We start from the raw sequence: 25,071 nt of genomic DNA on the forward strand, positions 1-25,071 counted from the left end.
TCGCCATGCGCCGACTCGTCACCCTCGTCGCGACTCTCGCACTGGTCGTGTCCGCCTGCTCGGCCGGCACCGGCGGCGGTGGCGGCACGGGCAACGCCAAGATCGCGTTCCTCATGCCGGACATCGCCTCGACGCGGTACGAGCTGTACGACAGCCCGCTGTTCAAGGCGAAGATCAAGCAGCTGTGCGCGGACTGCGAGGTGCTCTACCAGAACGCGAACGCGGACGCGTCTCGCCAGCAGCAGCAGGCGAACTCGGCCCTCGCGCAGGGCGTGAAGGCGATCGTGATCGACCCGGTCGACTCGACGGCCGCGGCGAGCATCGTCAACACCGCTCGCTCCCAGGGCGTGCCCGTCATCGCCTACGACCGGCCCATCCCTGGGAACCCGGCCGACTACTACATCTCCTTCGACAACGAGAAGATCGGCAAGTCCATCGGCGACGACCTGGTCAAGCACCTGAAGGAAACCGGCGCGCAGGGCGGGATCCTGGAAGTCAACGGATCGCCGACGGACGCGGCCGCGGGACTGATCAAGAAGGGCATCCATTCGGCGGTCGACACCAGCGGTTTCCCGCTCCTCGCCGAGTACGACACGCCGGACTGGCAGCCGGCCAAGGCCCAGGACTGGGTGTCCGGCCAGATCACCCGGTTCGGCGGTCGCGTCGCGGGCGTGGTGGCCGCCAACGACGGCACCGGCGGTGGCGCGATCGCGGCGTTCAAGGCCGCCGGGGTCACCCCCGTGCCGCCGGTGACCGGCAACGACTTCGAGGTCGCGGCCGCCCAGCGGATCGTGGCCGGCCTGCAGTACAACACGATCTCCAAGCCCATCAAGATCGTCGCGGAGGCCGCGGCCGAGGTCGCGTACCAGTTCGTGAAGGGGGAGAAGCCGGCCGGCAAGACGACGCTCTTCAACACCCCGTCTCAGCTGTTCGACCCGACGGTGGTGACCCTGGCCAGCCTCGCCGACGTGCTGTCGAAGTCCGACCAGATCAAGCCGTCCGACGTGTGCACCGGCGAGTACGCGGCGGCGTGCAAGCAGCACGGGATCGCCTGATGCAGACGGACACCGCGGTCCTGTCGCTGCGCGGGATCAGCAAGCACTTCGGCGCGGTCGCCGCGCTGACCGACGTCGACCTGGACGTGTCCGCCGGTCAGGTGGTCGCGATCGTGGGCGACAACGGGGCCGGCAAGTCGACTCTGGTCAAGGTGCTGGCCGGCGTGCACCGCGCGGACACGGGCACGATCACCTTCGCCGACCGGGCGGCGACGATCGACAGCCCCGCGGCCGCGCACTCGCTCGGCATCGCCACGGTGTTCCAGGACCTCGCGCTGTGCGAGAACCTCAACGTGGTCGAGAACCTGTTCCTCGGCCGGGAGATCCGCCGGGGCCGGCTGGACGAGGTCGCGATGGAGACTCGGTCGTGGGAGCTGCTGCGGCAGCTGTCGGCGAAGATCCCGACGGTGCGGATCCCGGTCGCGTCCCTGTCCGGCGGGCAACGCCAGACGGTCGCGATCGCCCGTTCCCTGCTGGGCGACCCGAAGATCATCATCCTGGACGAGCCGACGGCCGCGCTCGGCGTCGAGCAGACGGCCGAGGTGCTGAACCTGATCGAGCGGCTGCGTGAGCGCGGCCTCGGCGTGATCATGATCAGCCACAACATGGAGGACGTCCGAGCCGTCGCCGATCGCATCGTGGTCCTGCGCCTCGGCCGCAACAACGGCGTCTTCGACGCGGCCGACGTGTCTACCGAGGACCTGATCGCCGCGATCACCGGCGCTACGGACAACGTCGCCACGCGCCGGGTGCGGGAGAGGGAGAACCGATGACGCAAGCGAAGGCCGCTCCCACGCTGGACCTCCTCGACGAGCGGCTGCGCCGCGGTGAGGGACTCAAGCCCGCGCTCGGCGCCATCGCCGACCGGATCCGGTCCGGAGACCTCGGCGCGCTGCCGATCGTCGTCGGGCTGGTGGTGATCTGGACCGTCTTCCAGATCCTCAACCCGGTCTTCCTGTCGAGCGCCAACCTGGTGAACCTGCTGATGGAGAGCGTGTCGGTCGGCATCATCGCGCTCGGCATCGTGTGCGTGCTGCTCGTCGGGCAGATCGATCTCTCGGTCGGCTCGGTCAGCGGGCTGTCCGCCGCGCTCACCGCGGTCACGTTCGTGAGCAGCGGGTGGTCCGTGTGGCTGGCGATTCTCGCCGCGATCGTGGCCGGTGCGCTGATCGGCTGGGTCTACGCGCAGCTGGTCACCCGGCTCGGGGTGCCCAGCTTCGTCGCGACCCTCGCGGGGCTGCTCGGATTCCTCGGGCTGCAGCTGTGGCTCCTCGGCAGCAAGGGCGCCATCAACCTGCCGTTCGACTCCGGGCTGGTGCACTTCGCCCAGCTCGACTTCGTGCCGGCGTGGCTGTCGTACGTGCTGGTCGCCGCGGCGGCGGCGGGAATCTTCCTCACCGGGTACTCGCTGGCCCGGGCCCGCCGGGCAGCCGGGCTTTCCGGGCGGTCGACCCCCCTGCTGCTGGCCCGGAGCGTGGTTGTCCTCCTGGGACTCGGCTTCGCGGTGTGGTACCTGAACCAGGCCCGCGGCGTGGGCTGGCTGTTCGTCGGCTTCGTGGGGCTGGTGCTGGTCCTGAACTACGTCCTGACCCGCACGGCGTGGGGCCGGGCCGTGTTCGCGATCGGCGGCAGCGTCGAGGCCGCCCGCCGGGCCGGCATCAACGTGAAACGCATGTACACCAGCGTTTTCATGCTGTGCAGCTCGCTGGCAGCGCTCGGCGGGCTGATCGCCGCGGCCCGGCTCGCGGCGGCCAACCAGGCCAGTGGCGCCGGCGACGTCAACCTCAACGCGATCGCGGCCGCGGTCATCGGCGGCACCAGCCTGTTCGGCGGTCGCGGCAGTGCTTTCTCCGCTCTACTGGGCATTCTCGTGATCCAGTCCATCTCGAGCGGGCTGACGCTGCTCGACCTCGACTCGTCGTTCCGCTTCATGGTGACGGGGCTGGTCCTCGCACTGGCGGTCGCGCTCGACTCGGTGGCACGCCGATCACGAGCGGCACACGGTCGCGCTTAAGGGATGTCTCGTAGTGCACTCGGTCGCGTGCGCCGAGCTTGACGAGGATGCGCGACACGTGGGTGTAGACGGTGCCTTCACCGATGCAGAGATGCCGGCCGATCTCGGCGTTGGACATCCCTTGAGCTATGCCCGGCAGCACGTCGGTTTCGCGAGCAGTCAACCTGTCGAGCGTTCCGGCGAGGTTGGGTCGTGGCCAGGGCCGCAGCGGCGACCCGGCAGGCTCGTACCTGGTGCTGTCCCAGATCACCCACGAGGGACTGCCCGAGGGGATCGCCGCCCAGCTGCACGCGATCATCCGGATGTACGACGACGACGTCAGCAAACACGTGTTGCGGTCGAAGGCGGAGTTCGGTGCGCTGTTCGGCGACTTCGCACTGCTGGAGCCCGGTGTCACGTGGACGGCGTCCTGGCACCCCGAGGACAGTGGCCCCGATACGCCCGTGATCGACTTCGCGGACCCCAGCGAGTCCGTGATGCTGGCCGGAGTCGGGCACAAACCCTGACCCGGAAGCCGGCCTCCGTGCTCACCCGGCACGCCACCGGTAGTAGGGCTGTCGAGCGATGGTCAAGACCCGGCACGTCACCGCGACGGGGATACCGTCCGCGGCCAGCTCGCTCACGAGCGGGTAGAGCCTTCTCCCGGCAGGTTCGCCTGCGACAGATACGCCCTCGCCCGGCGCAGGACCTCATTCTTGTGCTCCAGCAGCTTGATCCGCTTGCGCGCTTCGCGCAGCTCGGCCGAGTCGCTCCCGCTCGCGACAGCTTTGGTGCCCTCGTCGGTGTCGGCCTGGCGCAGCCATTTGAACAGCGTCATCGGGTGGACCCCGAAGTCTTTGGCGATCTGCTCAACGGTCACACCGGGCTCACGGTTGCGGGCGACCCGCACGACATCGTCGCGGAACTCCTGGGGGTAGGGCTTGGGCACAGCGACATCCTCCCAGCTCACCATCACGGCAAGCCAACTCAGATGTCACCTACTCGTGCAGCAGACCCGTACAGGTTGATCGCCTCGCGGGTGACGGCGATCGGGCAGGACTCGATACGGATGTAGAACGTTCCAGGCCGGGTGAATTATGCTGTGTCAGCGCAGGGGTCATCAAGACCTGTACCGTGTGTGAGAATGTCCGCTCGTTGTGTGACTGGGCGTGCCGGGTGTGGTCGAGGGGGTGCGACGTGACAGCAGGTGATCAGCGAGCCGTCGGACGGCCACGACGCGTAACGCTGGCTGACGTCGCCCGGCACGCGGGAGTCTCGACGGCGCTCGTCTCCATCGTCATGCGCGGCGCCTCCGGAGCCAGTGAGGCGAACCGGCAGAAAGTCCTCCAGGTCGCCAAGGAACTCGGCTACGTCCCGGACGCCCGCGCTCGGGTGCTGAGGCAGGGTAGATCGCAGCTGCTCGGCGTGATGTTCGGGATTCAGCAGCCCTTCCACGCCGACCTTCTCGAGGGCATCTACGCCGCCGCCGAGGACGCCGGGTACGACGTCGTCCTCAGTGGTATGGCTGCCTCGCGTGGCGAAGACCGTGCGGTGGACACCCTGCTCGCCGACCGGTGCGAGGCGCTGATCCTGCTCGCGCCCCAATCTCCGCGTGCCTGGCTGGCGGATCTTGCCGATCGGTTGCCCACCGTCGTGGTGGCGCGCAGTATTGCCGAACCCGGTATCGACGTCGTCCGTACCGCCGAAGCCAAGGGGATCGAGCTCGCGGTCGACCACCTGGCCGAGCTGGAACATGCCCGGATCGCCCACATCGACGGCGGCAACTCGCCCGGCGCCACGGAGCGGCGGAAAGGTTACCGGGCGGCGATGCGGCGGCATGGTCTTTCCGGCGGGGAGTGCGTCGTTCCCGGCGGGATGTCCGAAGACGATGGGGCACGGGGCGTCTTCAAGCTCCTGGGGGCAGGTGAGCTGCCCACCGCGATCCTGGCGTTCAACGACCGGTGTGCCACGGGTGTGCTGGATACGCTGTTGCGGGCTGGGATCCGGGTTCCCGAACAGGTGTCGGTCGTCGGGTTCGACGACACGCACCATGCCGGCTTCTCCCATATCGACCTCACCACGGTCCGGCAGGACGCGGCCTTGATGGCCCGGCTGTCCGTCGCCCACGCGATCAGGCGTCTCGAAGGTTTCGGCGATCGATCGCGGTCTTCGCGTGAAGATGTCGTCTCGCCGGCCCTTGTCGTCCGTGGCACCACGGCCAAACCTCGGCCGCCGGCGTCGAACTGACTCCCTCGCCAGGCGGGTAACGAAGTCGACAACTTCGCGAGGTCGCCGGCTTCGGGCTTGACGTCCCGGTGGCGGCACGTCATAGTCGCTCACGCATAGAACGTTCTAGGGTTGCCCCTTGAAGCGACCCGCTACCTCCCGACGGACGTGCCGCGCCGTGCGGGAGGTGGAGTGAGCCCGGGCTCCCGGTGCGACCGACGAGCGCGGCCCAGTCACAGCTCTGATTGCCCCTACAGGACACCGCCCCGACGAAGCGGTGAGGTTCGAAAGGCAACCCGACATGATTCGCTGGAAGCACTTGGCGTCCGCCGCCGTGGCTCTTCTCGGTACGGTTTCGCTCGCAGCATGTTCCTCTTCAGGCGGTAACCAGAGCAGTTCGGGCCCTGGTAACGCCGGAACCGCGAACACCCCGAAGATGACGATCGCCATGATCACTCACGCCGCACCGGGCGACACCTTCTGGGACATCATCCGCAAGGGTGCCACCGCTGCCGCGGGGAAGGACAACGTCGACGTCCAGTACTCCAACAGCGATGACGCGGCGAAGCAGACCCAGTTGATCCAGGCGGCCATCGACAAGAAGGTCGACGGTATCGCTGTGACCGACCCGAACACGCCATCCTTGACGGACTCGATCAAGAAGGCCGTCGCGGCCGGGATTCCGGTGTCGATGTTCAACGCGGGTTCGGCGGACGCTCTGCGCCTCGGCGCGATCGGCTACTTCGGGCAAGAGGAGAAGACCTCGGGCCGGGGTGCCGGGGAAAGAATGGTCAAGGAAGGCGCGAAGAGCGTCCTCTGCGTGATCCAGACCCAGGGACAGCAGCAACTGGAGGACCGCTGCGCGGGCGTCGCCGACGGGGCCTCCGGCGCCAAGGTGCAGCGGATCTACGTCAACGGCACCGACGACTCCGCGGTGACGACGTCGATCCAGGCCAAGCTCACCCAGGACCCCGGCATCGAGTGGGTGATCACTCTCGCCGCACCGATCGCGCTCGACGCCGTCAAGTCCGTCGCCGGAGCAGGCAGCAAGGCGAAGATCGCGACGTTCGACACCAGCTCCGAGCTCGTCAAGTCGATCAAGGCCGGGACGGTCCAGTGGGCCGTCGACCAGCAGCCCTACCTCCAGGGCTACCTCGCCATCGACTCGTTGTGGCTGTACCGGACCAACCTCAACGTCCTCGGCGGTGGGCAGAACGTCCTGACCGGTCCCTCGTTCGTCGACCAGGCGAACGTGGACAAGGTCTCGCAGTTCGCCGGCCAGGGCACTCGGTGACCTGAGATGACGACCGTCATGACCACACCGGCCGACGACCGCGTCGTGAACCGTCCCGCGCTGGCGACCGCGCTGGGCCGGCCCGAATCGGGAGCGCTCATCGGCGCCATCACCGTCGCGATGCTCTTCTTCGCGGTGGCGCCCGCTTTCCGCCACGCCGCCAACATCGGGACGATCCTGTACGGGTCCTCGACGATCGGCATCATGGCCGTCGCCGTCGCATTGCTCATGATCGGCGGGGAGTTCGACCTGTCGGCCGGTGTGGCCGTGACGGCGTCCGGCCTCGCCGCCGCCCACATCGCGTGGTACTTCGCCCTCAACGTGTGGGTCGGGGTCTTGCTCGCCTTGCTGGTGTCCGTGGCGATCGGCGCCTTCAACGGCTGGTTGCTGCACCGCACGGGGCTGCCCAGCTTCCTGGTCACCCTGGGCTCGTTCTTCGTGCTCCAGGGAGTCAACCTCGCGGTGACCAGGTTCGTCACCGGAGGGGTTTCGTCGAACTCGCTCAACGACATGGACGGGTTCGCCAGTGCCAAGGCCGTGTTCGCTTCGAGCTTCACCATCGGCTCGGTCACGATCGGGGTCACCGTGATCTACTGGGTGGTCCTGACCGCGCTCGTGGCCGTGCTGTTGCTGCGCACGCGGTACGGCAACTGGATCTTCGCTTCCGGCGGTGAGCCGGAGGCGGCGCGCGCGGTCGGCGTCCCGGTCACGGGAACCAAGATCGCCCTGTTCATGGGTGTCGGGTTCTGCGCGTGGCTGCTCGGCATGCACATGCTGTTCAACTACAACAACGTGCAGTCCGGTCAAGGCGTGGGCAACGAGTTCATCTACATCATCGCGGCCGTCATCGGCGGGTGCCTGCTCACCGGAGGCTACGGGTCGGTCGTCGGCGCCTCGGTCGGTGCGCTGATCTTCGGCATGACGCAGCTCGGCATCTCCTACGCGGGTTGGGATCCCGACTGGTTCAAGACCTTCCTCGGGGTGATGCTCATCCTCGCGACCATCGTGAACCTCTACGTCAGGAAGAAGGCGGACGCCCGATGAGCGCCGGCGAAACCTCGGTGGGCGCGACGGCCGCCCCGGTCCTCGAGCTCGACGGCGTCGGCAAGCAGTACGGCAACGTGCGCGCCCTGCGCGGGGTGAACCTCAGTGTCCGGCAAGGAGAAGTCACGTGCGTTCTCGGTGACAACGGTGCCGGAAAGTCCACTTTGATCAAGATCATGTCGGGGCTGCACGACTACACCGACGGCGAAATGAAGGTGAACGGAACCGTCCGGCGTTTCGGGTCCCCCCGTGCCGCCCAGACCATCGGAATCGCGACGGTCTACCAGGACCTCGCGCTCGCCCCGCTGATGGCCGTGTGGCGGAACTTCTTCCTGGGCAACGAGATCCGCAGAGGATGGTTCCTCGACGTCGGCCGGATGAAGCAGGTCTGCGGGGCGGAACTCACGAAGATGGGCATCGTCATCCCGGACCTCGACCGGCCGGTCCGGAGCCTCTCGGGCGGGCAGCGCCAGGTCGTCGCGATCGCCAGGGCGATCTACTTCGGCGCCCGGGTCATCATTCTCGACGAGCCCACCGCCGCACTGGGCGTCAAGCAGTCGGGCGTGGTGCTCAAGTACATCGACCGGGCCCGGGACGCGGGCCTCGGCGTCATCTTCATCACGCACAACCCGCATCACGCGTACCTGGTGGGCAATCACTTCATCGTGCTCAAGCTCGGTGAGGTCGCGCTCGACGCGCACCGTGACGAGCTGACCCTCGAGCAGCTCACCACCGAAATGTCCGGCGGACAGGCTTTGGTCGAGCTCAGCCACGAGCTGAGGGGCGCGGATCCCGGCAAGGTCGTCGAACCTCGGCTGGTGCCGCGCGGCGGGGTTTCCGCACCGGAACTGAACTTGCGAGAGATTTCCGAGACAGAAGGGGTCCAAACCGGCAATGGATGACCAGGTTTTCCGGGTGGGGATCATCGGTGTCGGTCGAATGGGGGCCGACCACGCCGAGCGTCTCTCACGCCGGATCGCGAACGCCCGGCTGGTGCTGGTCTCCGACCCCGACTCGGCGCGGGCCGAGGCGGTCGCGGGCCGCTACCACGGGGTCCGGACGGCGTCCGATGCCCTGGCTCTCATCGCCGACGACGAGGTGGACGGAGTTGTCATCGCCTCACCCGGCAGTGTCCACGAAGGGCAGTTACTGGCCTGCATCGAACACGGCAAGCCGACGCTGTGCGAGAAGCCGCTGACGATGGACAGCGAGTCGGCCCTGCGTGTCATGCGGGCCGAGCACGCGAAGGGCCGGTCTGTCGTCCAGGTGGGTTTCATGCGCCGGTTCGACCCTGAATACGAGCGGATGAAGGAACTGCTGGGCTCGGGTCGGTTCGGGCGCACCCTGATGCTGCACAACACCCACCGCAACAAGGACATGCCGCCGTCCTTCCGGTCGGAGATGATCGTCCGCGACAGCCTGGTGCACGAGATCGACGTCGCCCGGTTCCTCTTCGGGGAAGAGATCGAGGAGATCACCGTGCTGTCTCCGCGGCCGTCGTCCTTCGCGCCCGAGGGGGTCGTCGATCCCCAGGTTTCGTTCTTCCGGATGACCGGCGGCGGGGTCGTCACCAACGAGGTGTTCGTCCGGAACCAGGTTGGCTACGAAGTGCGGTGCGAGGCGGTCGGCGAGACGGGTTCGGTGATCGCCGGCCGGCCCGCGACCGGCTTGTACACGACCTCGTCCGGTGTGGCGGGCGCCTGGGGCGGAACCATTCCGCAGGACTTCCGTGCCCGGTTCGAGCGGGCCTACGACTTGGAGCTCCAGGCGTGGGTCGACGCTTCCCGGGCCGGCTCGGTCGTCGGACCGGGAGCCTGGGACGGCTACGCCGCCACCGCGGTCGCCGAGGCGGGGATCGAGTCCCTCGCCAGCGGTCAGCCGGTCAGAGTCGCCTTGGTGAGCCCGGAGACGCTCTCGTGAACCCGCGAAGGGCGGCCCGTGCCGGTGCCGGGCACAGCCTGGCCATGCAGGGCGGCGGACTGTCATGGTCGTAGCGAGGGGAGTGCACGGCCCGTTCGTGCTCGCGGTCTGCGCGGAGATGGTCTTCCGCGATCTGCCGATCGTCGAGCGGGTCCGCCGCCTGACCCGGCTCGATGTCCAGGTTGAGATCTGGGACTGGACCAAGCACGACATCGACGCCCTCGTGTCGCTGCGCGACGAAGGAGCCGTCTACTCGTCGATGACGGGCTACGTCCGGGGCGGGCTGGTCGAGCCGTCCGCGGTAGCCGACCTGCTCGCCACCGCGGAGAAGTCGATACCGGTCGCGAAAAGGCTGGGGATCACCCGGCTCAACCTCCACGGGACGGGACTCCGCGGTGATGGCCTGCCGGTCGTTCCCGTCGAGAAGACCACCGGTGCCATGTGGCTCGCCGCGCGGGACACGCTGGCGCGGATGGCCGAGCTCGGGGCGAAGAACGACGTCGTGTTCGTCCTGGAGAACCTCAACCTCGCCGTCGACCACCCGGGAGTTCCGTTCGCCCGCGCGGACGACTGCCTCGCTCTCGTCCAGGCGGTGGACCACCCGAACCTGCGGCTGATGCTCGACCTGTACCACGCCCAGATCGGTGAGGGGAACCTGATCGATCTGTGCCGCCGGGCGCTGCCGTTCATCGGCGAGATCCAGGTCGCCGACGTCCCGGGCCGCTGCGAGCCGGGAACGGGCGAGATCAACTACCCGCGGGTCGCCGCCGCCTTGGCCGAGCTGGGGTACCGGGGAACCGTCGGGCTGGAGGGCTGGCCGAGCGGTGACGACACCGCCGCGGTCGAGCGCTTCCGGGCCGCCTTTGGCGTGAAAGAAGGTTGGTGACATGCGGATCGGACTCATCGGGCTCGGCCGGATCGGGGCTTTCCACGCGGACACCCTCGCCGCATTGAGCGCGGTCGAGGAACTGGTCGTCGTCGACGCGCTCGATACGGCGATGAAGTCCGTGACCGAACGAATCCCGAAGGCTCGTGCGGCCGGCTCGCCGGACGAGCTGCTCGACGCGGGCGTGGACGGCCTCGTCATCGCGGCGTCGACCGCGGCGCACGCGGAACTGATGCTGGCCTCGGTGAAACGCGGCATACCGACGTTTTGCGAGAAGCCGATCGCCGGCTCCGCGCGCGAGGCGGCGAGCGTACGGGACGAGCTCGAAGGTGCGGGTGTGCCGATTCAGATCGGGTACCCCCGGCGATTCGATCCCGCTTTCGCCGCCGCCCGCGACGCGGTCCGCGGTGGTTCGCTGGGGCGGGTCCACACCGTCCGGTCGACCACCATGGATCCGGCACCCCCACCGGCTTCCTACCTGGCCGTGTCCGGCGGGATCTTCCGCGACTGCGCGGTCCACGACTTCGATGCCGTCCGGTGGGTCACCGGCCGCGAGGTCGTCGAAGTCCACGCGGTCGGTGCGGTGGATCCATCGGCACCTGCTGAGCTGTACCTCGACAACGACGATTTCTCGACCGCGTCGACGCTGCTCGTCATGGAGGACGGGACGATCGGCGTCGTCTCCAACACGCGCACCAACGCGCGTGGCTACGACGTCCGTCTCGAAGTCCACGGCAGCGACGACTCCGTTGCCGCCGGGCTCGACGACGGTCTTCCGCTTCGCTCGACGCAGCCGGGAGCCACCTGGCCGGCCGGGCCGCCGCACACGTTCTTCATGGATCGCCTCACCGAAGCGTTCCGGATCGAGCTCGAGACCTTCTGCGCCGTCGCGGCGGGCACTGTCGAATCGCCGACCCCGTTGGGCGACGCACTGCGAACGGCCTGGGTCGCCGAAGCGGCGACTGTGTCCGCTCGGGAAAGACGGCCGGTTCGCGTCGACGAAGTCGCGCTCTAGGACATCGGTTTCTTCCTCACTCGCACAACGACGTAGGACAGATTGGATTTCCCGTGCAACTCGGACTCATCACGGACTCGGTCGGCAGCCGCCCGCTCGAGGAGGTGCTCAACCTCGCCGTCGAGCTCGAACTGGACACGATCGAACTCGCGACCGGGAACTGGTCGGCAGCCCCCCACGCCGACCTGAACGAACTGGTGTCGAACCCGGCGGCCCGGGGCCGCTTGGTCAAGGAGGTGGAGTCGCGTGGACTCTCGCTGAGCGCCCTCAACGCGAACGGCAACCAGCTGCACCCGGTGCATGGGGCGGAGCACGACCGGGTCGTCCGGGACACCATCACCGTCGCCGGGGAACTGGGGGTGCCCGTCGTCGTGCTGATGTCAGGCCTGCCTGGCGCGAAGGGCGAACGCACACCGAACTGGATCACGACCTCGTGGCCGCCCGAGACGCTGGAAGTGCTCGAGTACCAGTGGAACGAGGTGGCGATCCCGTACTGGCACGATCTTGCGGAGTTCGCTCGCCGGCGTGGTGTCCGGCTCGCGGTGGAGATGCACGGCCGCCAGCTGGTGTTCAACGTCGCGACCATGCACCGGCTCCGGGAAGCGGTGGGTGAGGACGTCGTGGGGGCGAACCTCGATCCCTCGCACCTGATGTGGATGGGTGCTGACATCCTCGCGGTGATCCGCAGCCTGGGGCCGGCGATCTTCCACGTACACGCCAAGGACACCCGGGTCGAACGGCCGAACGCCGCGGCCAACGGCATCCTGGACACGCTGCCGCCGGCGCACGCCGCCGACCGGTCGTGGAACTACGTCACGCTCGGCCTCGGTCACCCGGGCGGTGCGACGTTCTGGTCGGAGTTCGTGTACGCCCTCCGGTCGGTCGGCTACGACGGGCCGCTCAACATCGAGCACGAAGACGTCCTCATCGGCTCGGAAGAAGGAGTCCGGCGAGCGGCCGGGCTGTTGAAGTCCGTGGTCATCCGTGACGCACCGGACTGGACGCCCGCCCGCATCTGAAGTCCTTCCCCACAGCCACAGACCCGACACAGGAGGCGCTGGCCGAGCGGTCAGGGTGTCCGCCCGGACCATGACCGGGCCGAGAAGATCATGCGGTTTTCGGGGCCAGGCCGAGAAGTTCGGGACGCGTGACCAGTTCCTGCCAGTACGTGCCCGGATCGGGCAGCAGCTTCCGCCGGTCCAGGTCCAGCAGGCCCGACACGGAGGAAACCGACGCGACCAGTGTGCCGTCCGGGATGCGGAATTCCTGAGTCACGCGGGAAGTCTTGCCCGTGCCCCAGTGGAACTCGCAGCTGACTTCGACTTCGTCGCCCGGGACGAGCTCACGGTGGAACCGCACGGTCGTCTCCAGGTTCACCGGGCCGATGCGGCGCGCAGTGAGCGAGGCCGGGTCGACTCCTGCGGCCTGCACGCACGTCCAGCGCGCGTGGTCGGCGTAGGCGAGGTAGGCCGGCCCTCGGACGTGGCCGTTGGCGTCGATGTCGTCACAGCGGACCGGGATTGTGATGTGGTACATGCGGCTGATCGTCGCGTACGGGCAGGGGGCGCGTCTGGAACTTTTCGGCCACCCGCACGAGCGCCGCTGGCGAAGAGCCGGACAGCCGGCGGCATTCGCGGCCGAGGTGGGACTGGTCGGCGTACCCGAGTTCGGCGGCGACGCCGGCCAGCGACGCCCGTCCGACCGCGAGGGGCTCGAGGAGGCGCAGGAACCGTTGAAACCGGCGGACGCGGTGCAGCTGTTTCGGCCCAGCGCCGACCGCGTGCACGAGGTGCCGTCGCAGCGCGCGTTCGCTGACGCCCACGGCGTCGGCGACGTCGGAGGTCCGGGTCGCTGCGCCGAGAGCGTGGACCGCGGCGAGCACCCGCCGGTCCGGGGAAGCGCCTCGCCGCGCGACGAGCCCTTCGAGGATTCGGCGCTGATCCTCGGGATCAGCGGTTGTCGCCAGGACTTCTTCGGCACGGCGTCCGTCCGCGCCCCAGAGCTCGCTGAGCTTGGTCATGGCAGGCAGCTCCGGCATGGACGTCCCGAGCACGGCGGCCGCGGCACCGCATCGCAGCCGGACGCCGACGCGCGACGCCGAAGCCGGCACCCACAGCCGCACCGGCGCCCCGACGGTGACGACCACCGTGAGCGCGTCGCCGTCCCAGACAAGGTCCGCGCAGCCGTCCGGGAGCACGCGCAGCGGCCGCGCCCAGCCGGTGTGGCCGTGCCAGCCGCAGGCCAGCACGTCCGTCAGCGTAGGTGGCGGGGCCACCTCGCGGTACACCGACCGCGCGCCGGCGACCGCCAGCGGTCGCAGCGGAACTCCCATGTGCCCAGTATGCAGCGGTCAGGAGCTAACCTATTTCGGTCTTACTGTCGGGACCACGAGTGTGCCGGACGACAGCGCGAGGCAGCTGCCGGGCGCCATCGCGCGGCGGTAGGCGGCGATCATCCCGGCCGGCTGCGCGAGTCCGGGATGAAGTGCACGAACGCTGCCACGACGACCAACAGCGACTCGCTCAGGTCGAGCAGCCGCTCGGTGCTCGAGGATGTCCTCCGAGCGTTCGCCGTCGCCGTGCGCCCCGGGGCTTCGAATCCTCAGCGTTCTCAAGGCCTGACATCATGTCGGTCATCAGGTGCACTTCCATGATCGGGAGTGACGCCGCTCGTCTTACAGTCCCAGTTCTGGGTGTGCGCTGCCTGCGCGACGCCCTCGTCGCGCCCGCGCCCGCGGGGCTGCCTTGCGCCGACCGACGGCGACCTGCTCGCGGCGCTTGGCCACGGCCTCATCGCGGGCTGCTGAACCTGCCCCGCTACGGCCGCCACCAGCAGACCTACGCCGAACTGCTGGCGGTGCACGACGAGCTGATCCCCTCAGTCAAGGACCGTGTCACGCTGGTGCGGCTCGGCGGCACCCTCGCCGAGGAGAGGACCACGCTGTACCGGGTACTGGAGTGGCTGAGCTCGTCGGGCGTGCCGGCCCGCACGAACGGCGTCAACACCGAGGCCGACAGGCGGTCACGCACGTCCTACGCCGGCTCGGACGACCTCGGGCGGCCGTACTTCCACTCCGTCGCGAGCGAGGACGGGCTGATCACCGAGAACCGGTACGCCGGGCGACCGTGAGCAGTGGCATAAGCTGACGACGTGCGCAAACGGGACGTGATCGGCGGGTGCGTGGTGCTGCTCGTCCTGATCGTGATGATCGTGCTGATCCTGGGCGCGCTGATCTACGGCGTCACGGCCTGGACGACTGGACGCAATTGGGCCACTGAACAGCGTCGACTCGCGGACGTGAACCCCGTCTTGCTCCTGTCGCCCGATCGGGCTGGTGCGGCACTGTCGGTCCGAGTCGACCACGCAGCTGGGCGAGGCCGACCTGCAGCTGCTCGCCGAGACCTGCAGCGAGGTCGAGCTGGCGGCGGTGCCGCTGCGGGAGAACCGCGCGGTGCTCAAGACCTCCCGCCTGCCCAAGGGTCGGCCGCTGCTGGCGGTGGACACGGTGCTCGACGTGCTACGCGCCGCGTGCCAGGCCGGCGGTGGCGACGTCACGCTGTCCGAACCGACGAAGTTCCGCCGCTTCGGCCGCCGTGAGCGTCGCGTGCCGATGGCGGCACTGGACCGGGTCGTGGCCGGCGGCGGCGGCAAGCTCGGCGACGTCGCCCGCTTCGCCAAGCGGTTCAAGCGCCTCGGCGACGGGTTGCACCCGCACGAGTTCGGCGAGTTCCCGCACGCGGCCGAGGTGTTCGCCGTCGCCCGGGGTGATCGGGCGGTCGTGTCACTGGCCGGGCGGGCGGAGCTGGCGTTCGCGCGCGGCGACATCGCGGGCGCGGCCGATGTCCTCACCGACGCGCCGGGCATGCTGATGCGGTCGCTGGACCGGCTGCTGCGCCACGCCGACGAGCCCCGCGCGGGACGCGGTCTTCACCGCGATGACGCAGGTTCTCGGGAGGGTGTCCGGGCGGGTGCTGTGCTCGGTGCGCGAGCACCTGGCCAACCGGGGCGAGCCGGACGCCGCCCTCGTGTTCACCACCCGCTCCCGCCGGGGGGCCAGCTCCACCTCTCGGGCCGGTGGCGGACGGCGACGACCGGCACGCTGGTTGGCTACGAGTCCTGGCTGGAGCGCGACACGCTGATCGTGCTGGACTTCGACCCGGACGTGGTCGGCGTCGCCTCGCAGCCGTTCTGGACCGCCGAGGACGGCAAGCCGCGCTCGCACGCTCCGGGCTACTTCGCCCGCCTCGCCGACGGCTCGGGCCGGGTGATCGACTGCCGCCCCGCGGACCGGACCAAGCTGCGAGACGCCGCGGCGTTCGACGCGACCCGGGACGCCTGCGCGGTGATGGCCTGGTCCTACGACGTCGTCGGCACCCAGGACGAGATCCTGCTGGGCAACCTGCGCTGGCTGGCCGGCTACCGCCACCCGCGCCACCACGTCCCCGAGCCCGCCCGGCACCTGCGCGCGATCTTCCACAAGCCGGGCCCGCTGCTGTCCGGCGTCACCATTCTCGGCGACGCCATCGAGCTGCTGCCGGTGCTTTATCACCTGCGCTGGCGCCGTGAGATGCTCCTCGCCGACGTCGACCTAGGCAACCGGCGCATCACCCTCGCCGGGCGCATCCACCCGCTCGATGACCTCACCCACCGCGCGCTGCGCAGCTGGCTCGCCTATCGCCGAGCGACCTGGGCAGTCACGCCGAACCCGCACCTGCTGATCAACCGGCGCACCGCGGCCACCACTACCGAAGTCGGTCGCGGCTGGCTTTCAAGGCCCTTACGAGGTCTGCCGGCCACGCTTACCATGAAGGCACAGGGGCAGCGCCCGCATTGGCCTGACGCACGGCCTAGTGCTGCTGCCAGAACCATGAGGCGTAGTAGGCCAGGTTGGTGTAGATGGCGGGCGACTGCGAGCACGGTACCGACTTGTCGACGCCTGTGCGGCCGGCCGAGCCGACCGCGGCCCACCGGTGTCCGTCGACGCGTTGGAAGGCCGCCGTCCCGGAATCGCCGTGGCAGGCGCCTCCGCCGCCGGGCGCATGGTCGAGGCATACCTCGTCAATGCCGATGGGGGCCGGTCCGCTGTCACAGGCCGAGCGCGCGAGCGGTGGGACGTCGATCTGGCGGAGCACTTGCGCGGGTTGCGCGGCGTCGTCCGCGGTGGTTCCCCAGCCGACTTCGCGCGCCGGCCGCTTCTGATCCAGCGGCCGCACCACGGCTGGTGCTGTCGCCGGATCGAGGCCGCGCACCGGACGGTCGAGGGTGAGTAAGGCGACGTCGCCGACCCGGCCCTCGGCATCCCGCACCCCCCATGCCCACGAGTCCGACACGACGATCGCCCGGACGTGATAGACCTGCCCGCCGCTCGTACGCTCCGGCGAGCCGAGACGGATGTGGTAAATGGACGGATCGCTGTGATCGACAGGCTCGTTGCCCTCGGTGGCCGCCCAGGTGGCGTACGCAAGGCGTGCCGACTGAGATCGGGCGCCCGACGTCGGCATGTTCGTCACACAGTGCGCGTTGGTCGCGACGTGCCAGGCATCGTGGATCCACACACCACACAACGGCCAGTTCGGGTCATTTCCGTTGTCGTACTGCAACGAACCGACCGGGTACGGCTGATCGGCCGGTTCACCCCCGACAATGGCGCCGGCCGTTCCCGGAATACACACGATCGCAGCGAATGCGCACGCCGTCGCCGCTGATGTCCTCATTGTCATGACAACCTTTCTGTGTTGTGCAGGGAGAGGTAGGCGCACAGCCCGACCAGTGCCAATTCCGGAACGGCGCAGACGAGGGCCTGGGTGAATTCGGTGCCGGCCTGGGCGGTGAGGACGTCGAACCAGGCGTCCATCGCCATGAGCGCCGCGACGGCCGATGCCGACAAGCGGGCGCGGGCATCGCCTCGGTGGAACAGGCACGCGGTGGTCGCGCAGCCGAGCGCCATGACCAGGTCGAGCCCGATCCACGCGGTCGGCGCCCAGCGGTTCCGGGGTCGCGCCCGGGCATCCGGCGACTTCGCCGTGAGTGGTGGCCGGTGCATCATCCGGACGGTCATGAGATCCCTCCACCGGGGTGGTGGTGATGCCGCCGGCGTCGGCGGCCCCGCGGCGAACCTTGCCGCCGCGGCCGGCCGAGATCAGTAGCCCGTGGTTCCGACTTCGTGGTGGTGCCTGCTACCGCACCGAACCTGGTGCCTGCAGGATGGTGCCGCCGGTCCGGTCTCGAATAGCGTTGGATCATGGACACTGCACTCCGCACGCGGGCCGGCGGTTCGGCGGCTTTCGGGTTCGTCGCGGCTGGGGTGTCCGTGCAGCTGATCACCCTCGGGACCACCGCGGCGCTCTGGCTCGGCCTGCACCTCACCGACGTGAAGTTCGCCAGGGACGTCGTCCTGGGCGGCGTGATCTTCACGGCTCTCGTGCTCCTGGCCGCGTCCCCGGTACTGACCGCGGTTCAGCGGAACCGGCTGCGCGCCGTGCTCGACGTGGACATCACGCCGGTCACCGCGAGGAGGTGGACCTGGCGAGGCCTCACGGCGACTGGACGCCAGCTCGGCTACCACGCCGTCGTGGCGCCCGTCTTGGCCGCGTATGCGCTGCTCGTGGCCATCGTGTGGGCGGCTGGTGTCGTCGTAACCGGGATCGTCGCCTACCTGCTGGTGTTCCCGATCACCAGCCTGCTGCGCCCCCCTGGTGACGCCGGACCAACTGCGCTCGGCGTGGTCCGGCCGGTTCTGGCGGCCGCACCACGCATGGCCGGAATCGTCGCCCAGCTCGACGTCTGGGCGGCGGACGCGCTGCTGGGCCCGAGCCGGCTGCAGCGGCGGGTGGTAGACCTGACCGAAAGCCGCGCGGGTGTCGTCGACGCCGCCGACGCCGAACGCCGTCGCATCGAGCGCGACTTGCACGACGGCGCTCAACAACGGCTGGTGTCGCTGGCCATGAACCTCGGCCTGGCCAGGGCCGGCCTGCCCGGCCTACCCGATGAAGCCAAGCAAGTGATCGCCGACGCGCACGAAGAGGCCAAGGAAGCCCTTGCCGAACTACGGACCCTCGTCCGCGGCCTGCATCCCGCCATCCTGGACGACCGTGGCCTGGACGCCGCGTTGTCCGGCATCGCTGCCCGGGCACCCGTCCCGGTGCGCCTGCGGGTGGATGTCCTTGACCGAGCGTCTCCGACCGTCGAGGCGGTCGCCTACTTCATGGTCGCGGAAGCGCTGGCCAACATCGCCAAGCACGCCCACGCCACCTGCGCCGAGATCGACGTGCGGCGGCACGACGGCGTGCTGACGGTGACGGTGACCGACGACGGCACCGGCGGAGCCGATCCGTCCGGCGGAACCGGACTGGCCGGCCTGGCGCACCGGGTGCGCTCGGTCGACGGCACACTGTCGGTCAGCAGCCCGGCCGGCGGGCCGACCATCGTCTCTGCGGAGCTGCCGTGCGCGTCGTGATCGCCGAGGACTCGGTCCTGCTCCAAGCCGGCCTCGCCCGGCTGCTCGGCCTGGCCGGGATCGAGGTCGCCGCCACCGTCGGCGACGCGGAAACGCTGCTGACGGCCGTCGCCGAACACCAGCCCGACGCGGCGATCGTCGATGTGCGGATGCCGCCCACCCACACCGACGAAGGCATCAAAGCGGCCCTGGTGATCCGACGCCAGTGGCCGGCGGTGGCGGTCCTGATGCTGTCCCAGTACGTCGAGGAGCGCTACGCCGCCGACCTGTTGTCGGCCAACACCAGCAAAGTCGGCTACCTGCTGAAAGACCGGGTGGCTGACGTCGCCGAGTTCGTCGACGCGCTACGCCGGGTCGCCGCCGGCGGCACGGCCCTGGACCCCGAAGTCGTCGCTCAGTTGTTGTTGCGCCACAACAGTGACCCGCTCGAGCGGCTCACCCGGCGCGAGCGGGAAGTGCTCGCCCTCATGGCCGAAGGTCGCGCCAACGCCGACATCGCCGAGACACTCGTCATCACCGAAAGCGCCGTCGCCAAGCACATCAACGCCATCTTCGCCAAGCTCGACCTGGCACCGGGCGCCGGCGACCGCCGGGTACTCGCCGTACTGCGCTACTTGCAGGAAGGCTGACCCACGCCGAGTCGATGCCGGCGTCACGACGACAGGGATCCTCTGACGCCTGCAAAGGTATCTGTAACAGCGCTCCGCCGCGTCGGCGCGGCAGATGCCGACGTGTGCTCGACTCGACCTCGAACCCAGCCGGCCGACCAGACGAACCCGGCGGACGATGCTCGGGTTTCTCGCACAGCACCTCCGGAATTCCCGAACCCATTGCGGACCGGGGAAGCCGTAGCCGGAGAACGCGTGGATCTGCTCGAAGATCCGCACCGCCAGGTCCCAGGGGATCCCGTTCGCATCGGTGCCGGCGAAGAGGCGGGTCATCAGGGCGCGTGTCTTCGCGCTGGAGCGTTTCACGCCCATCGTCCGGCGCAGTTGGTCGGCCTCGGCGGGGGTGAAGGAGGCGACATCGCGGGCCATCTGCATCACCTCCTGAAACAGCGGCACTCCTAGCGTCCGGTCCAGCGACGGCGCGAGCAGCGGGGGCGTTCTCCCAGGTCTCCTCGCCGCGGCGCCGGCGGATGAATGGGTGTACCGACCCGCCCTGGATCGGGGCCGCCCGGATGAGCGCGACTTCGATGACCAGGTCGTAGAACTGCCGGGGCCGCAGCCACGGCAGCGTGGCCAGCTGGGCTCGGGACTCGACCTACCTGCAGGCGCTGTTGGGAACGGCGGCGCTGCCGGCCCGGGTGGTGCCAATGCCGATGCCGGTCCTGGTGTGGGATGCCGACGCGCTTCTCGGCCGCGTCCACCCCGATGCCGGTGAGGAACTTCTGCATCGCCGGACCGGCGCCCCGCTCCTGGTAGGTAACACCGACATCCTGGAAGAACTCCCGCCACCGCATGGCGTCCGGCAGCCGGCGGCAGGACAGTGCGCTTCCGGAGGATCGGATCGTCGCACCCTCACCCGGCCGAGATCGTCAGCCGACCGGATGACCGCAGTGACGTTGTTGCGCGCGGGTCAGCCGTTTACGGCTCGAAGGCCGCCCGGCTGCCGGCCTTCGAGCCGGTCGAGCGCGGCCTCGCTGGCGGCGTCGGCCGGGAGGTGGACGATCAAGCGCTGGTCGTCGTCGGCGGACAGTTCCAGGACCTCGTAGCTGAGGCGGAGCCGTCCGGCTTCGGGGTGGTCGAGCCGGGTGATGCCGGTGGCCGCGGTCAGGCCGGGAACCGTCTCTGCCCGGCGCACGAAATCCTCGCCTGCGGCGATGGTGAGCTCGTCGGCCAGTGCGGCGATGTCCGGGTCCGCGCGGAACGGGCCCTGCTTCAGTGCGGCGACGACGTCGTCGGCCCGTTCGTCCCAGTCCGGGTAGCAGCTGCGGGCTCGCGGATCGGTCAGGACGAACCGGGCGAGGTTGGCCCAGCCGTCGCCGTCGAGCAGGCCGGTCGGTGCCATCAGCCGTCGATATCCGCCGGTGCAGGCGAGGATCTCGCTCAGCCGGTTCAGCACGACGGCGGGTGTGGGCTCGAGCCGGTCGAGGATGGCGCGCACGGTGGGGCGTACGTCGCGGTTCGGCTGGGCGCCGCCCATGCAGGTGAAGCCGCCGTCGGCGGCCTTGGTGAGGCGGTAGAGGTGGATGCGCTCGCTCGGCGCGAGGTTCAGGGCGTCGGCCAGCGCGGACAGCACCTGCGGTGACGGCCGCCGATCCCGCCCCTGCTCGAGCCCGGCGCAGTCCGGGGGTGCGCCGGCGCGCACCGGTGGGCAGGCCGACCTGCGCAGGAGCGACCGCCTCGCGACGGTTCCGCAGGAACAGGCCCAGTTCGTTGCCACTCACCCTGAGCACGGTACCGGCGCGCGGGGGCAACTGGGTGGCCCCGTCACTACCACCCTTCGCGCGGTCTTCCTGGTAGCCGCCGCTCGATGCAGATTGATCCCAGCGGTGGCCGACCGGTCGCCGGAACAGCGCGAAGGAGAAGTGCATGTCGGACCCACGGCCGAAGCTCGCAGTGATCGTCGGCAGCGTCCGCGAGGGACGGTTCGGCCCGGTGGTGGCCCGGTGGTTCACCGAGCAGGCAGCCCGGTTCGGCGCGTTCGACATCGACGTGATCGACCTGGCGGACACCCCGCTGCCGCTGGAGTTGCCCGCCGTCCCCCCGGCGATGGACCCGCACCTGCCGCGCCCCGCGGAGATGACCGGCCTCACCCGGCGGCTCGACGAGGCCGACGCGTTCGTCATCGTCACGCCCGAGTACAACCGCAGCTTCCCCGCCTCGCTCAAGGCCGCCATCGATTGGCACTACACCCAGTGGGAGGCCAAGCCCATCGGCTTCGTCGGCTACAGCGGCGGGAGCGGCGGCCTGCTCGCGATCGAGGCGCTACGGCAGGTGTTCAACGAGCTCAACGCGCACACCGTGCGCAACTACGTCTCGTTCCCCCGGTACTACCTGCTCTTCGACGACGCCGGCAACCTGCACGAGCCGGCCGAGCCCGCTGCCGCCGCGGAAACCATGCTCGACCAGCTGCACTGGTGGGCCACCGCGCTCGCCGCCGCCCGCGCCATCCCCACCGCGGCATGAACCCGCTCGCGCTGATCGTGGATTACCTGAGGTGCGGATCATGACGACCACCCGGGCAAGAACCGCCGATCGGTGGGCCGGGATGGGCCTGGGGCGTCAGGGATTCGGTGCGATGAGGTTGCGTGACCAGACCGTCGGCGACGCTGATCGCGACCCGGTGCCGGTGATCCATGCCGCCCTTGATGCCGGAATCACGATGGTGGACACCGCGGATGCTTACCGGAACGAGGAGCTGGTCGGCCGCGCCATCCAGGGGGCGTCGTGACGAGGTGCTGCTGGCCAGCAAGTTCGGGTTGGTACGGAACGACAAGGTCGCCGGGGGATTCGACGTACGGGCTGATCCGGCATACGTGCGGCAGGCGAGCGAGGCGAGCCTGCGCCGGCTCGGCGTGGATGTGATCGACCTCTATTACCTCCATCATCGCAGCTCGACAATTCCGATCGAGGAAACCGTCGGAGCCATGGCCGAACTGGTCGACCAGGGCAAGGTACGTGGCTTGGGCCTGTCCAATGTGAGCGCGGAGGACCTCCGCCGGGCGCACACCGTTCACCCGATCGTCGCGCTGCAGGAGCAGTGGTCGCTGGTTCAGCGCGACGTCGAGCAGGAACTGCTGCCGGCCGCGGCCGACCTGGGGGTGACCATCGTGGCTCACTCCCCGACGGGCCATGGACTTCTGCACCTGACCCACGCTGCCGTCGATCAGGTAGCCGACGAGCCGCGCGCCATCTTGGACAAGATCGCCGGCACCCACAAAGCCACGGCCGGACAGGTGGCATTGGCCTGGGTGCAGCACCGGCAGTACACGCACGAGGTGCCGGTCGTACCGCTCCCCGGAACGACCCGGGTGAGCCACCTCCGCTCCAACGTCGCTGCCGTCGGCATCTGCCTATCCGACGACGAGTTGCGGCAACTCGACTCATTCCGAGCGGCCCTATGACGTGAATCGTGTTCGCGCAAACGGATCAACTACCCGAATACGCATACCGAGAATCTGCTTCCGACGGCTCGCGCTCATCGGCAAGACAGTGTGTTGATTGTCAGGTCGCGGATGCCATGTACGCCGCCAGTGTGCGTTCGGCACTCGGAAGGGGCACGAAGATGCGGGGTCAGGCAAGTTCTTGTTGGTGAGCTCATCAGTGCTGCTGGTCGTGGCGGCGCTGGGCGGTGACGACGTCGATCGTGTGCTGCCGGATCCAGCTCAGAAACTGTTCCAGTGACGTGGTGAGGCCCTGGCCGAGCGGCGTGAGTTCGTAGCTGACCCGCGGCGGAGTGGTGGGCTCGACCGTTCGCGCAATCAGCCCGTCCCGCACCAGGGTGCGCAGTGTTTGCGACAGCATCTTCTCGCTGATCCCACCGATCGTCGCATGCAACTCGGAGAAGCGCCGCGGCCCCTCTCCCAGGGCCGCCAAGATCAACATGCCCCAGCGGCTGGTGATGTGCTCGAGCACCTCGCGCGCCGGGCATTCGCTGTTGAACGCGTCACTCATGCCCTGCCATGCGTCGCGCCCAGCCTGGGAACCTACCTCCATCTCCGGAGCTTACCTGAAGGTAGGTCCTTTCGATCAGTAAGCTTCAGGCCTACGCTCCCGTCATGGTCACAGTGGTTTTTGGAGCCGGCGGCAATGTCGGTCGCCATGTCGCGGCGGGTCTGAGTTCGGCGGGTGAGAAGGTTCGGTTGACGAGCCGGAAGCCGCTCCCGAGGGGCTTCCCGCCGGGAGCGGACGTCGTCACGGCCGATCTCGAGAGCCCGGAGACCCTGCCTGCCGTTCTCGATGGTGCGCAGCGCGTGTTCCTCTACGCCAAGCCGGAAGGAATCGCCGGTTTCGTGACGGCGGCAGAATCCGCCGGCATCCAGCACGTGGTACTGCTGTCGTCCGGGTCTGTCATCCACCCGGATGCCGCGCACAACCCGATCGCCCGGGCACACATCGCCGTCGAGTCCGCCCTCGAGAACTCCAGCCTGACGTGGACGTTCATCCGGGCCGGGATGTTCGCCACCAACACCCTGTGGTGGTGGCGGAACTCGATCCGCGACGAGGGCGTCGTCCGGGTGCCCTACCCGGACGCGCAGACAGCGCCCGTTCACGAGAAGGACCTGGCGGCGCTCGCGGTGACCGCTTTGACCCAGCCGGGTCACCACGGCCACGCCTACCCCGTGTGGGGGCCCGAGTCCCTGTCCATCCGGCAGCAGGTCAGGCACATCGGTGCGGCCGTCGGTCGCGAGATCACCCTCGAGGTGATCACGGTCGAACAGACACGCGTCGAACTCGGCAAGACCATGCCGCCCATCGGTGTCGACGCGATCTTGGCCGCATGGCAGGCCGGAACCACCGCACCGCCGCAGGTGTCTACCGTCGTCGCGGACGTCACCGGCCGTCCTGCCCACACGTTCGCGCAGTGGGCCCAAGACCACGCGAACGACTTCCGCTGAGGCGGCATGCATGCTCACCGCGCGATTGCACCTGGCCGAAGCCGTCCAGACCTACCCTGACATCCGGTACTCGGCAAGACAGTGTGTTGGGTGTCAGGTCGCAGACGCCATATACGCGGCCATCGACTACGGAAGGTCACAGCACTGAGGACTGTGCGTGGCTCAACGCCGAGCACGGCCGGACGGAACGGCTGGTGTAGTAGTCGCGTTCGAATGGGTGTTCTCGCTTGCCGGCCCCGACTCCAACGGAAGCCGCTACCTGCAGGGTCTCGACCTGTTCCTGGAGCTCGACGATCGGGGCGGCTCCGCGACCACTGACCATCGGCTCGGCAGGCTCGTGCAGGAGCACCGACGGTTCGACGAGGCCCGAAAGCCATTACCAGCAAGCCCTCGAGGCTACCGCGCCGCCGGGGATCATCACGGCGCGTCCGCGGTGGCAACATCGTTGATCAGACTACTGGCGAAAACCGGACGCCATCGACGCCGCCGCAAGCTGCCACCGTGTGACCCACTACGTCCGCAACTCGGCTACTTGATACTGGGCAGCAGGACCGGGTCCGGCCAGACTCTGGTCCAGGTGCTCGGTGAGTCGCTCCCACAATCGGCTGCCCGCCGGTGT

26 protein-coding genes and 3 pseudogenes are annotated in these 25,071 nt (G+C 69.0%); 20 read left to right on the plus strand and 9 right to left on the minus strand.

Annotated elements, in window-relative coordinates:
• The first annotated feature begins 5 nt into the window (after positions 1–5).
• Genes ACFVYA_RS35835 through ACFVYA_RS35845 form a run of 3 tightly spaced genes read left to right on the plus strand, consistent with a single transcriptional unit; the run spans position 6 to position 3,069 of the window.
• On the plus strand, positions 6–1,055 hold the full coding sequence (locus ACFVYA_RS35835; protein ID WP_387051387.1) for a sugar ABC transporter substrate-binding protein: 1,050 nt from the start codon (positions 6–8) through the stop codon (positions 1,053–1,055).
• Complete coding sequence (locus ACFVYA_RS35840) at positions 1,055–1,828, plus strand: ATP-binding cassette domain-containing protein (protein ID WP_387051389.1); 774 nt, start codon at positions 1,055–1,057, stop codon at positions 1,826–1,828. The genes ACFVYA_RS35835 and ACFVYA_RS35840 overlap by 1 nt, the downstream gene beginning before the upstream one ends.
• Entirely contained in the window at positions 1,825–3,069 is a 1,245-nt protein-coding gene (locus tag ACFVYA_RS35845; protein ID WP_387051391.1) for a sugar ABC transporter permease, read from the plus strand. Before ACFVYA_RS35840 ends, ACFVYA_RS35845 begins: the two co-directional genes overlap by 4 nt.
• Here the strand turns inward: ACFVYA_RS35845 and ACFVYA_RS35850 are convergent.
• Positions 2,984–3,187 (minus strand): helix-turn-helix transcriptional regulator, encoded by a 204-nt coding sequence (locus ACFVYA_RS35850; RefSeq protein WP_387051392.1) that lies wholly within the window; start codon positions 3,185–3,187, stop codon positions 2,984–2,986. The genes ACFVYA_RS35845 and ACFVYA_RS35850 overlap by 86 nt on opposite strands.
• 10 nt (positions 3,188–3,197) lie before the next feature.
• On the opposite strand from ACFVYA_RS35850, the gene ACFVYA_RS35855 reads away from it, so the two are divergent.
• On the plus strand, positions 3,198–3,575 hold the full coding sequence (locus ACFVYA_RS35855) for an SAM-dependent methyltransferase (protein ID WP_387051394.1): 378 nt from the start codon (positions 3,198–3,200) through the stop codon (positions 3,573–3,575).
• A 113-nt stretch (positions 3,576–3,688) separates the two neighbouring features.
• Here the strand turns inward: ACFVYA_RS35855 and ACFVYA_RS35860 are convergent, their stop codons facing one another.
• Positions 3,689–3,997, minus strand: a complete 309-nt coding sequence (locus tag ACFVYA_RS35860) for a transposase (RefSeq protein WP_387051396.1) — start codon at positions 3,995–3,997, stop codon at positions 3,689–3,691.
• A gap of 248 nt (positions 3,998–4,245) precedes the next feature.
• On the opposite strand from ACFVYA_RS35860, the gene ACFVYA_RS35865 reads away from it, so the two are divergent.
• The 8 genes from ACFVYA_RS35865 to ACFVYA_RS35900 all read left to right on the plus strand — a co-directional run bounded on the left by ACFVYA_RS35865 (position 4,246) and on the right by ACFVYA_RS35900 (position 12,452).
• The gene (locus ACFVYA_RS35865) at positions 4,246–5,295 is read left to right on the plus strand and encodes a LacI family DNA-binding transcriptional regulator (RefSeq protein ID WP_387051398.1); all 1,050 of its coding nucleotides are present in this window, start codon (positions 4,246–4,248) and stop codon (positions 5,293–5,295) included.
• Between the two features lie 415 nt (positions 5,296–5,710).
• A complete protein-coding gene (locus tag ACFVYA_RS35870) occupies positions 5,711–6,568 on the plus strand; it encodes a sugar ABC transporter substrate-binding protein (RefSeq protein WP_387051400.1) in 858 nt (285 codons plus the stop codon).
• A 6-nt stretch (positions 6,569–6,574) separates the two neighbouring features.
• Entirely contained in the window at positions 6,575–7,612 is a 1,038-nt protein-coding gene (locus ACFVYA_RS35875) for an ABC transporter permease (protein ID WP_387051402.1), read from the plus strand.
• Positions 7,609–8,514, plus strand: a complete 906-nt coding sequence (locus tag ACFVYA_RS35880; RefSeq protein WP_387051403.1) for an ATP-binding cassette domain-containing protein — start codon at positions 7,609–7,611, stop codon at positions 8,512–8,514. The genes ACFVYA_RS35875 and ACFVYA_RS35880 overlap by 4 nt, the downstream gene beginning before the upstream one ends.
• Positions 8,507–9,532 carry a Gfo/Idh/MocA family protein gene (locus ACFVYA_RS35885; protein ID WP_387051405.1) on the plus strand — a complete coding sequence of 342 codons (1,026 nt, stop codon included), beginning with the start codon at positions 8,507–8,509 and terminating at the stop codon, positions 9,530–9,532. The genes ACFVYA_RS35880 and ACFVYA_RS35885 overlap by 8 nt, the downstream gene beginning before the upstream one ends.
• A 64-nt stretch (positions 9,533–9,596) precedes the next feature.
• Positions 9,597–10,418: a TIM barrel protein gene (locus ACFVYA_RS35890; protein ID WP_387051406.1), complete on the plus strand. Its 822-nt coding sequence runs from the start codon at positions 9,597–9,599 to the stop codon at positions 10,416–10,418.
• A gap of 1 nt (position 10,419) precedes the next feature.
• Positions 10,420–11,433 (plus strand): Gfo/Idh/MocA family oxidoreductase, encoded by a 1,014-nt coding sequence (locus ACFVYA_RS35895; protein WP_387051408.1) that lies wholly within the window; start codon positions 10,420–10,422, stop codon positions 11,431–11,433.
• Positions 11,434–11,486: 53 nt separating this feature from the next.
• Positions 11,487–12,452: a sugar phosphate isomerase/epimerase family protein gene (locus ACFVYA_RS35900; RefSeq protein WP_387051410.1), complete on the plus strand. Its 966-nt coding sequence runs from the start codon at positions 11,487–11,489 to the stop codon at positions 12,450–12,452.
• A gap of 88 nt (positions 12,453–12,540) precedes the next feature.
• Here ACFVYA_RS35900 and ACFVYA_RS35905 read toward each other — a convergent pair whose 3' ends face one another.
• Positions 12,541–12,969 (minus strand): acyl-CoA thioesterase, encoded by a 429-nt coding sequence (locus tag ACFVYA_RS35905; RefSeq protein WP_387051412.1) that lies wholly within the window; start codon positions 12,967–12,969, stop codon positions 12,541–12,543.
• Positions 12,938–13,765 carry a helix-turn-helix domain-containing protein gene (locus ACFVYA_RS35910; protein WP_387051413.1) on the minus strand — a complete coding sequence of 276 codons (828 nt, stop codon included), beginning with the start codon at positions 13,763–13,765 and terminating at the stop codon, positions 12,938–12,940. The genes ACFVYA_RS35905 and ACFVYA_RS35910 overlap by 32 nt, the downstream gene beginning before the upstream one ends.
• 362 nt (positions 13,766–14,127) lie before the next feature.
• Between ACFVYA_RS35910 and ACFVYA_RS35915 the strand changes: the two genes are divergently transcribed.
• Positions 14,128–14,562, plus strand: a complete 435-nt coding sequence (locus ACFVYA_RS35915; protein WP_387051427.1) for a hypothetical protein — start codon at positions 14,128–14,130, stop codon at positions 14,560–14,562.
• Positions 14,563–15,301: 739 nt separating this feature from the next.
• Positions 15,302–15,946, plus strand: a pseudogene (locus tag ACFVYA_RS35920) (TnsA-like heteromeric transposase endonuclease subunit); the annotation flags it as partial.
• 334 nt (positions 15,947–16,280) lie between these two features.
• On the opposite strand, the gene ACFVYA_RS35925 reads toward ACFVYA_RS35920, so the two are convergent.
• Both ACFVYA_RS35925 and ACFVYA_RS35930 read right to left on the minus strand, forming a co-directional pair.
• On the minus strand, positions 16,281–17,153 hold the full coding sequence (locus ACFVYA_RS35925; RefSeq protein ID WP_387051414.1) for a S1 family peptidase: 873 nt from the start codon (positions 17,151–17,153) through the stop codon (positions 16,281–16,283).
• Positions 17,150–17,491 carry a hypothetical protein gene (locus ACFVYA_RS35930; RefSeq protein ID WP_387051415.1) on the minus strand — a complete coding sequence of 114 codons (342 nt, stop codon included), beginning with the start codon at positions 17,489–17,491 and terminating at the stop codon, positions 17,150–17,152. The genes ACFVYA_RS35925 and ACFVYA_RS35930 overlap by 4 nt, the downstream gene beginning before the upstream one ends.
• A 183-nt stretch (positions 17,492–17,674) precedes the next feature.
• On the opposite strand from ACFVYA_RS35930, the gene ACFVYA_RS35935 reads away from it, so the two are divergent.
• A complete protein-coding gene (locus ACFVYA_RS35935; protein ID WP_387051417.1) occupies positions 17,675–18,889 on the plus strand; it encodes a sensor histidine kinase in 1,215 nt (404 codons plus the stop codon).
• Positions 18,877–19,518, plus strand: a complete 642-nt coding sequence (locus ACFVYA_RS35940; RefSeq protein WP_387051418.1) for a response regulator — start codon at positions 18,877–18,879, stop codon at positions 19,516–19,518. Before ACFVYA_RS35935 ends, ACFVYA_RS35940 begins: the two co-directional genes overlap by 13 nt.
• Positions 19,519–19,728: 210 nt before the next feature.
• Here the strand turns inward: ACFVYA_RS35940 and ACFVYA_RS35945 are convergent.
• A pseudogene (locus ACFVYA_RS35945) lies at positions 19,729–20,152 on the minus strand (error-prone DNA polymerase); the annotation flags it as partial.
• Between the two features lie 315 nt (positions 20,153–20,467).
• Positions 20,468–21,199 carry a transcriptional regulator gene (locus tag ACFVYA_RS35950; RefSeq protein ID WP_387051419.1) on the minus strand — a complete coding sequence of 244 codons (732 nt, stop codon included), beginning with the start codon at positions 21,197–21,199 and terminating at the stop codon, positions 20,468–20,470.
• Between the two features lie 224 nt (positions 21,200–21,423).
• Here ACFVYA_RS35950 and ACFVYA_RS35955 point away from each other — a divergent pair, with 224 nt between their 5' ends.
• Both ACFVYA_RS35955 and ACFVYA_RS35960 read left to right on the plus strand, forming a co-directional pair.
• Positions 21,424–22,020 (plus strand): NADPH-dependent FMN reductase, encoded by a 597-nt coding sequence (locus ACFVYA_RS35955; RefSeq protein WP_387051420.1) that lies wholly within the window; start codon positions 21,424–21,426, stop codon positions 22,018–22,020.
• Between the two features lie 112 nt (positions 22,021–22,132).
• A pseudogene (locus tag ACFVYA_RS35960) lies at positions 22,133–22,958 on the plus strand (aldo/keto reductase).
• A 196-nt stretch (positions 22,959–23,154) separates the two neighbouring features.
• Here ACFVYA_RS35960 and ACFVYA_RS35965 read toward each other — a convergent pair.
• Positions 23,155–23,550, minus strand: coding sequence for a winged helix-turn-helix transcriptional regulator (locus ACFVYA_RS35965; RefSeq protein ID WP_387051422.1), 396 nt, complete (start codon positions 23,548–23,550; stop codon positions 23,155–23,157).
• 62 nt (positions 23,551–23,612) lie between these two features.
• Between ACFVYA_RS35965 and ACFVYA_RS35970 the strand changes: the two genes are divergently transcribed.
• Positions 23,613–24,452 carry an SDR family oxidoreductase gene (locus ACFVYA_RS35970; RefSeq protein WP_387051424.1) on the plus strand — a complete coding sequence of 280 codons (840 nt, stop codon included), beginning with the start codon at positions 23,613–23,615 and terminating at the stop codon, positions 24,450–24,452.
• A 217-nt stretch (positions 24,453–24,669) separates the two neighbouring features.
• On the plus strand, positions 24,670–25,071 hold a 402-nt coding region (locus ACFVYA_RS35975; RefSeq protein ID WP_387051426.1), incomplete at its 3' end, for a hypothetical protein.

Source organism: Amycolatopsis sp. NPDC058278, assembly GCF_042881395.1.
Lineage (GTDB): Bacteria > Actinomycetota > Actinomycetes > Mycobacteriales > Pseudonocardiaceae > Amycolatopsis.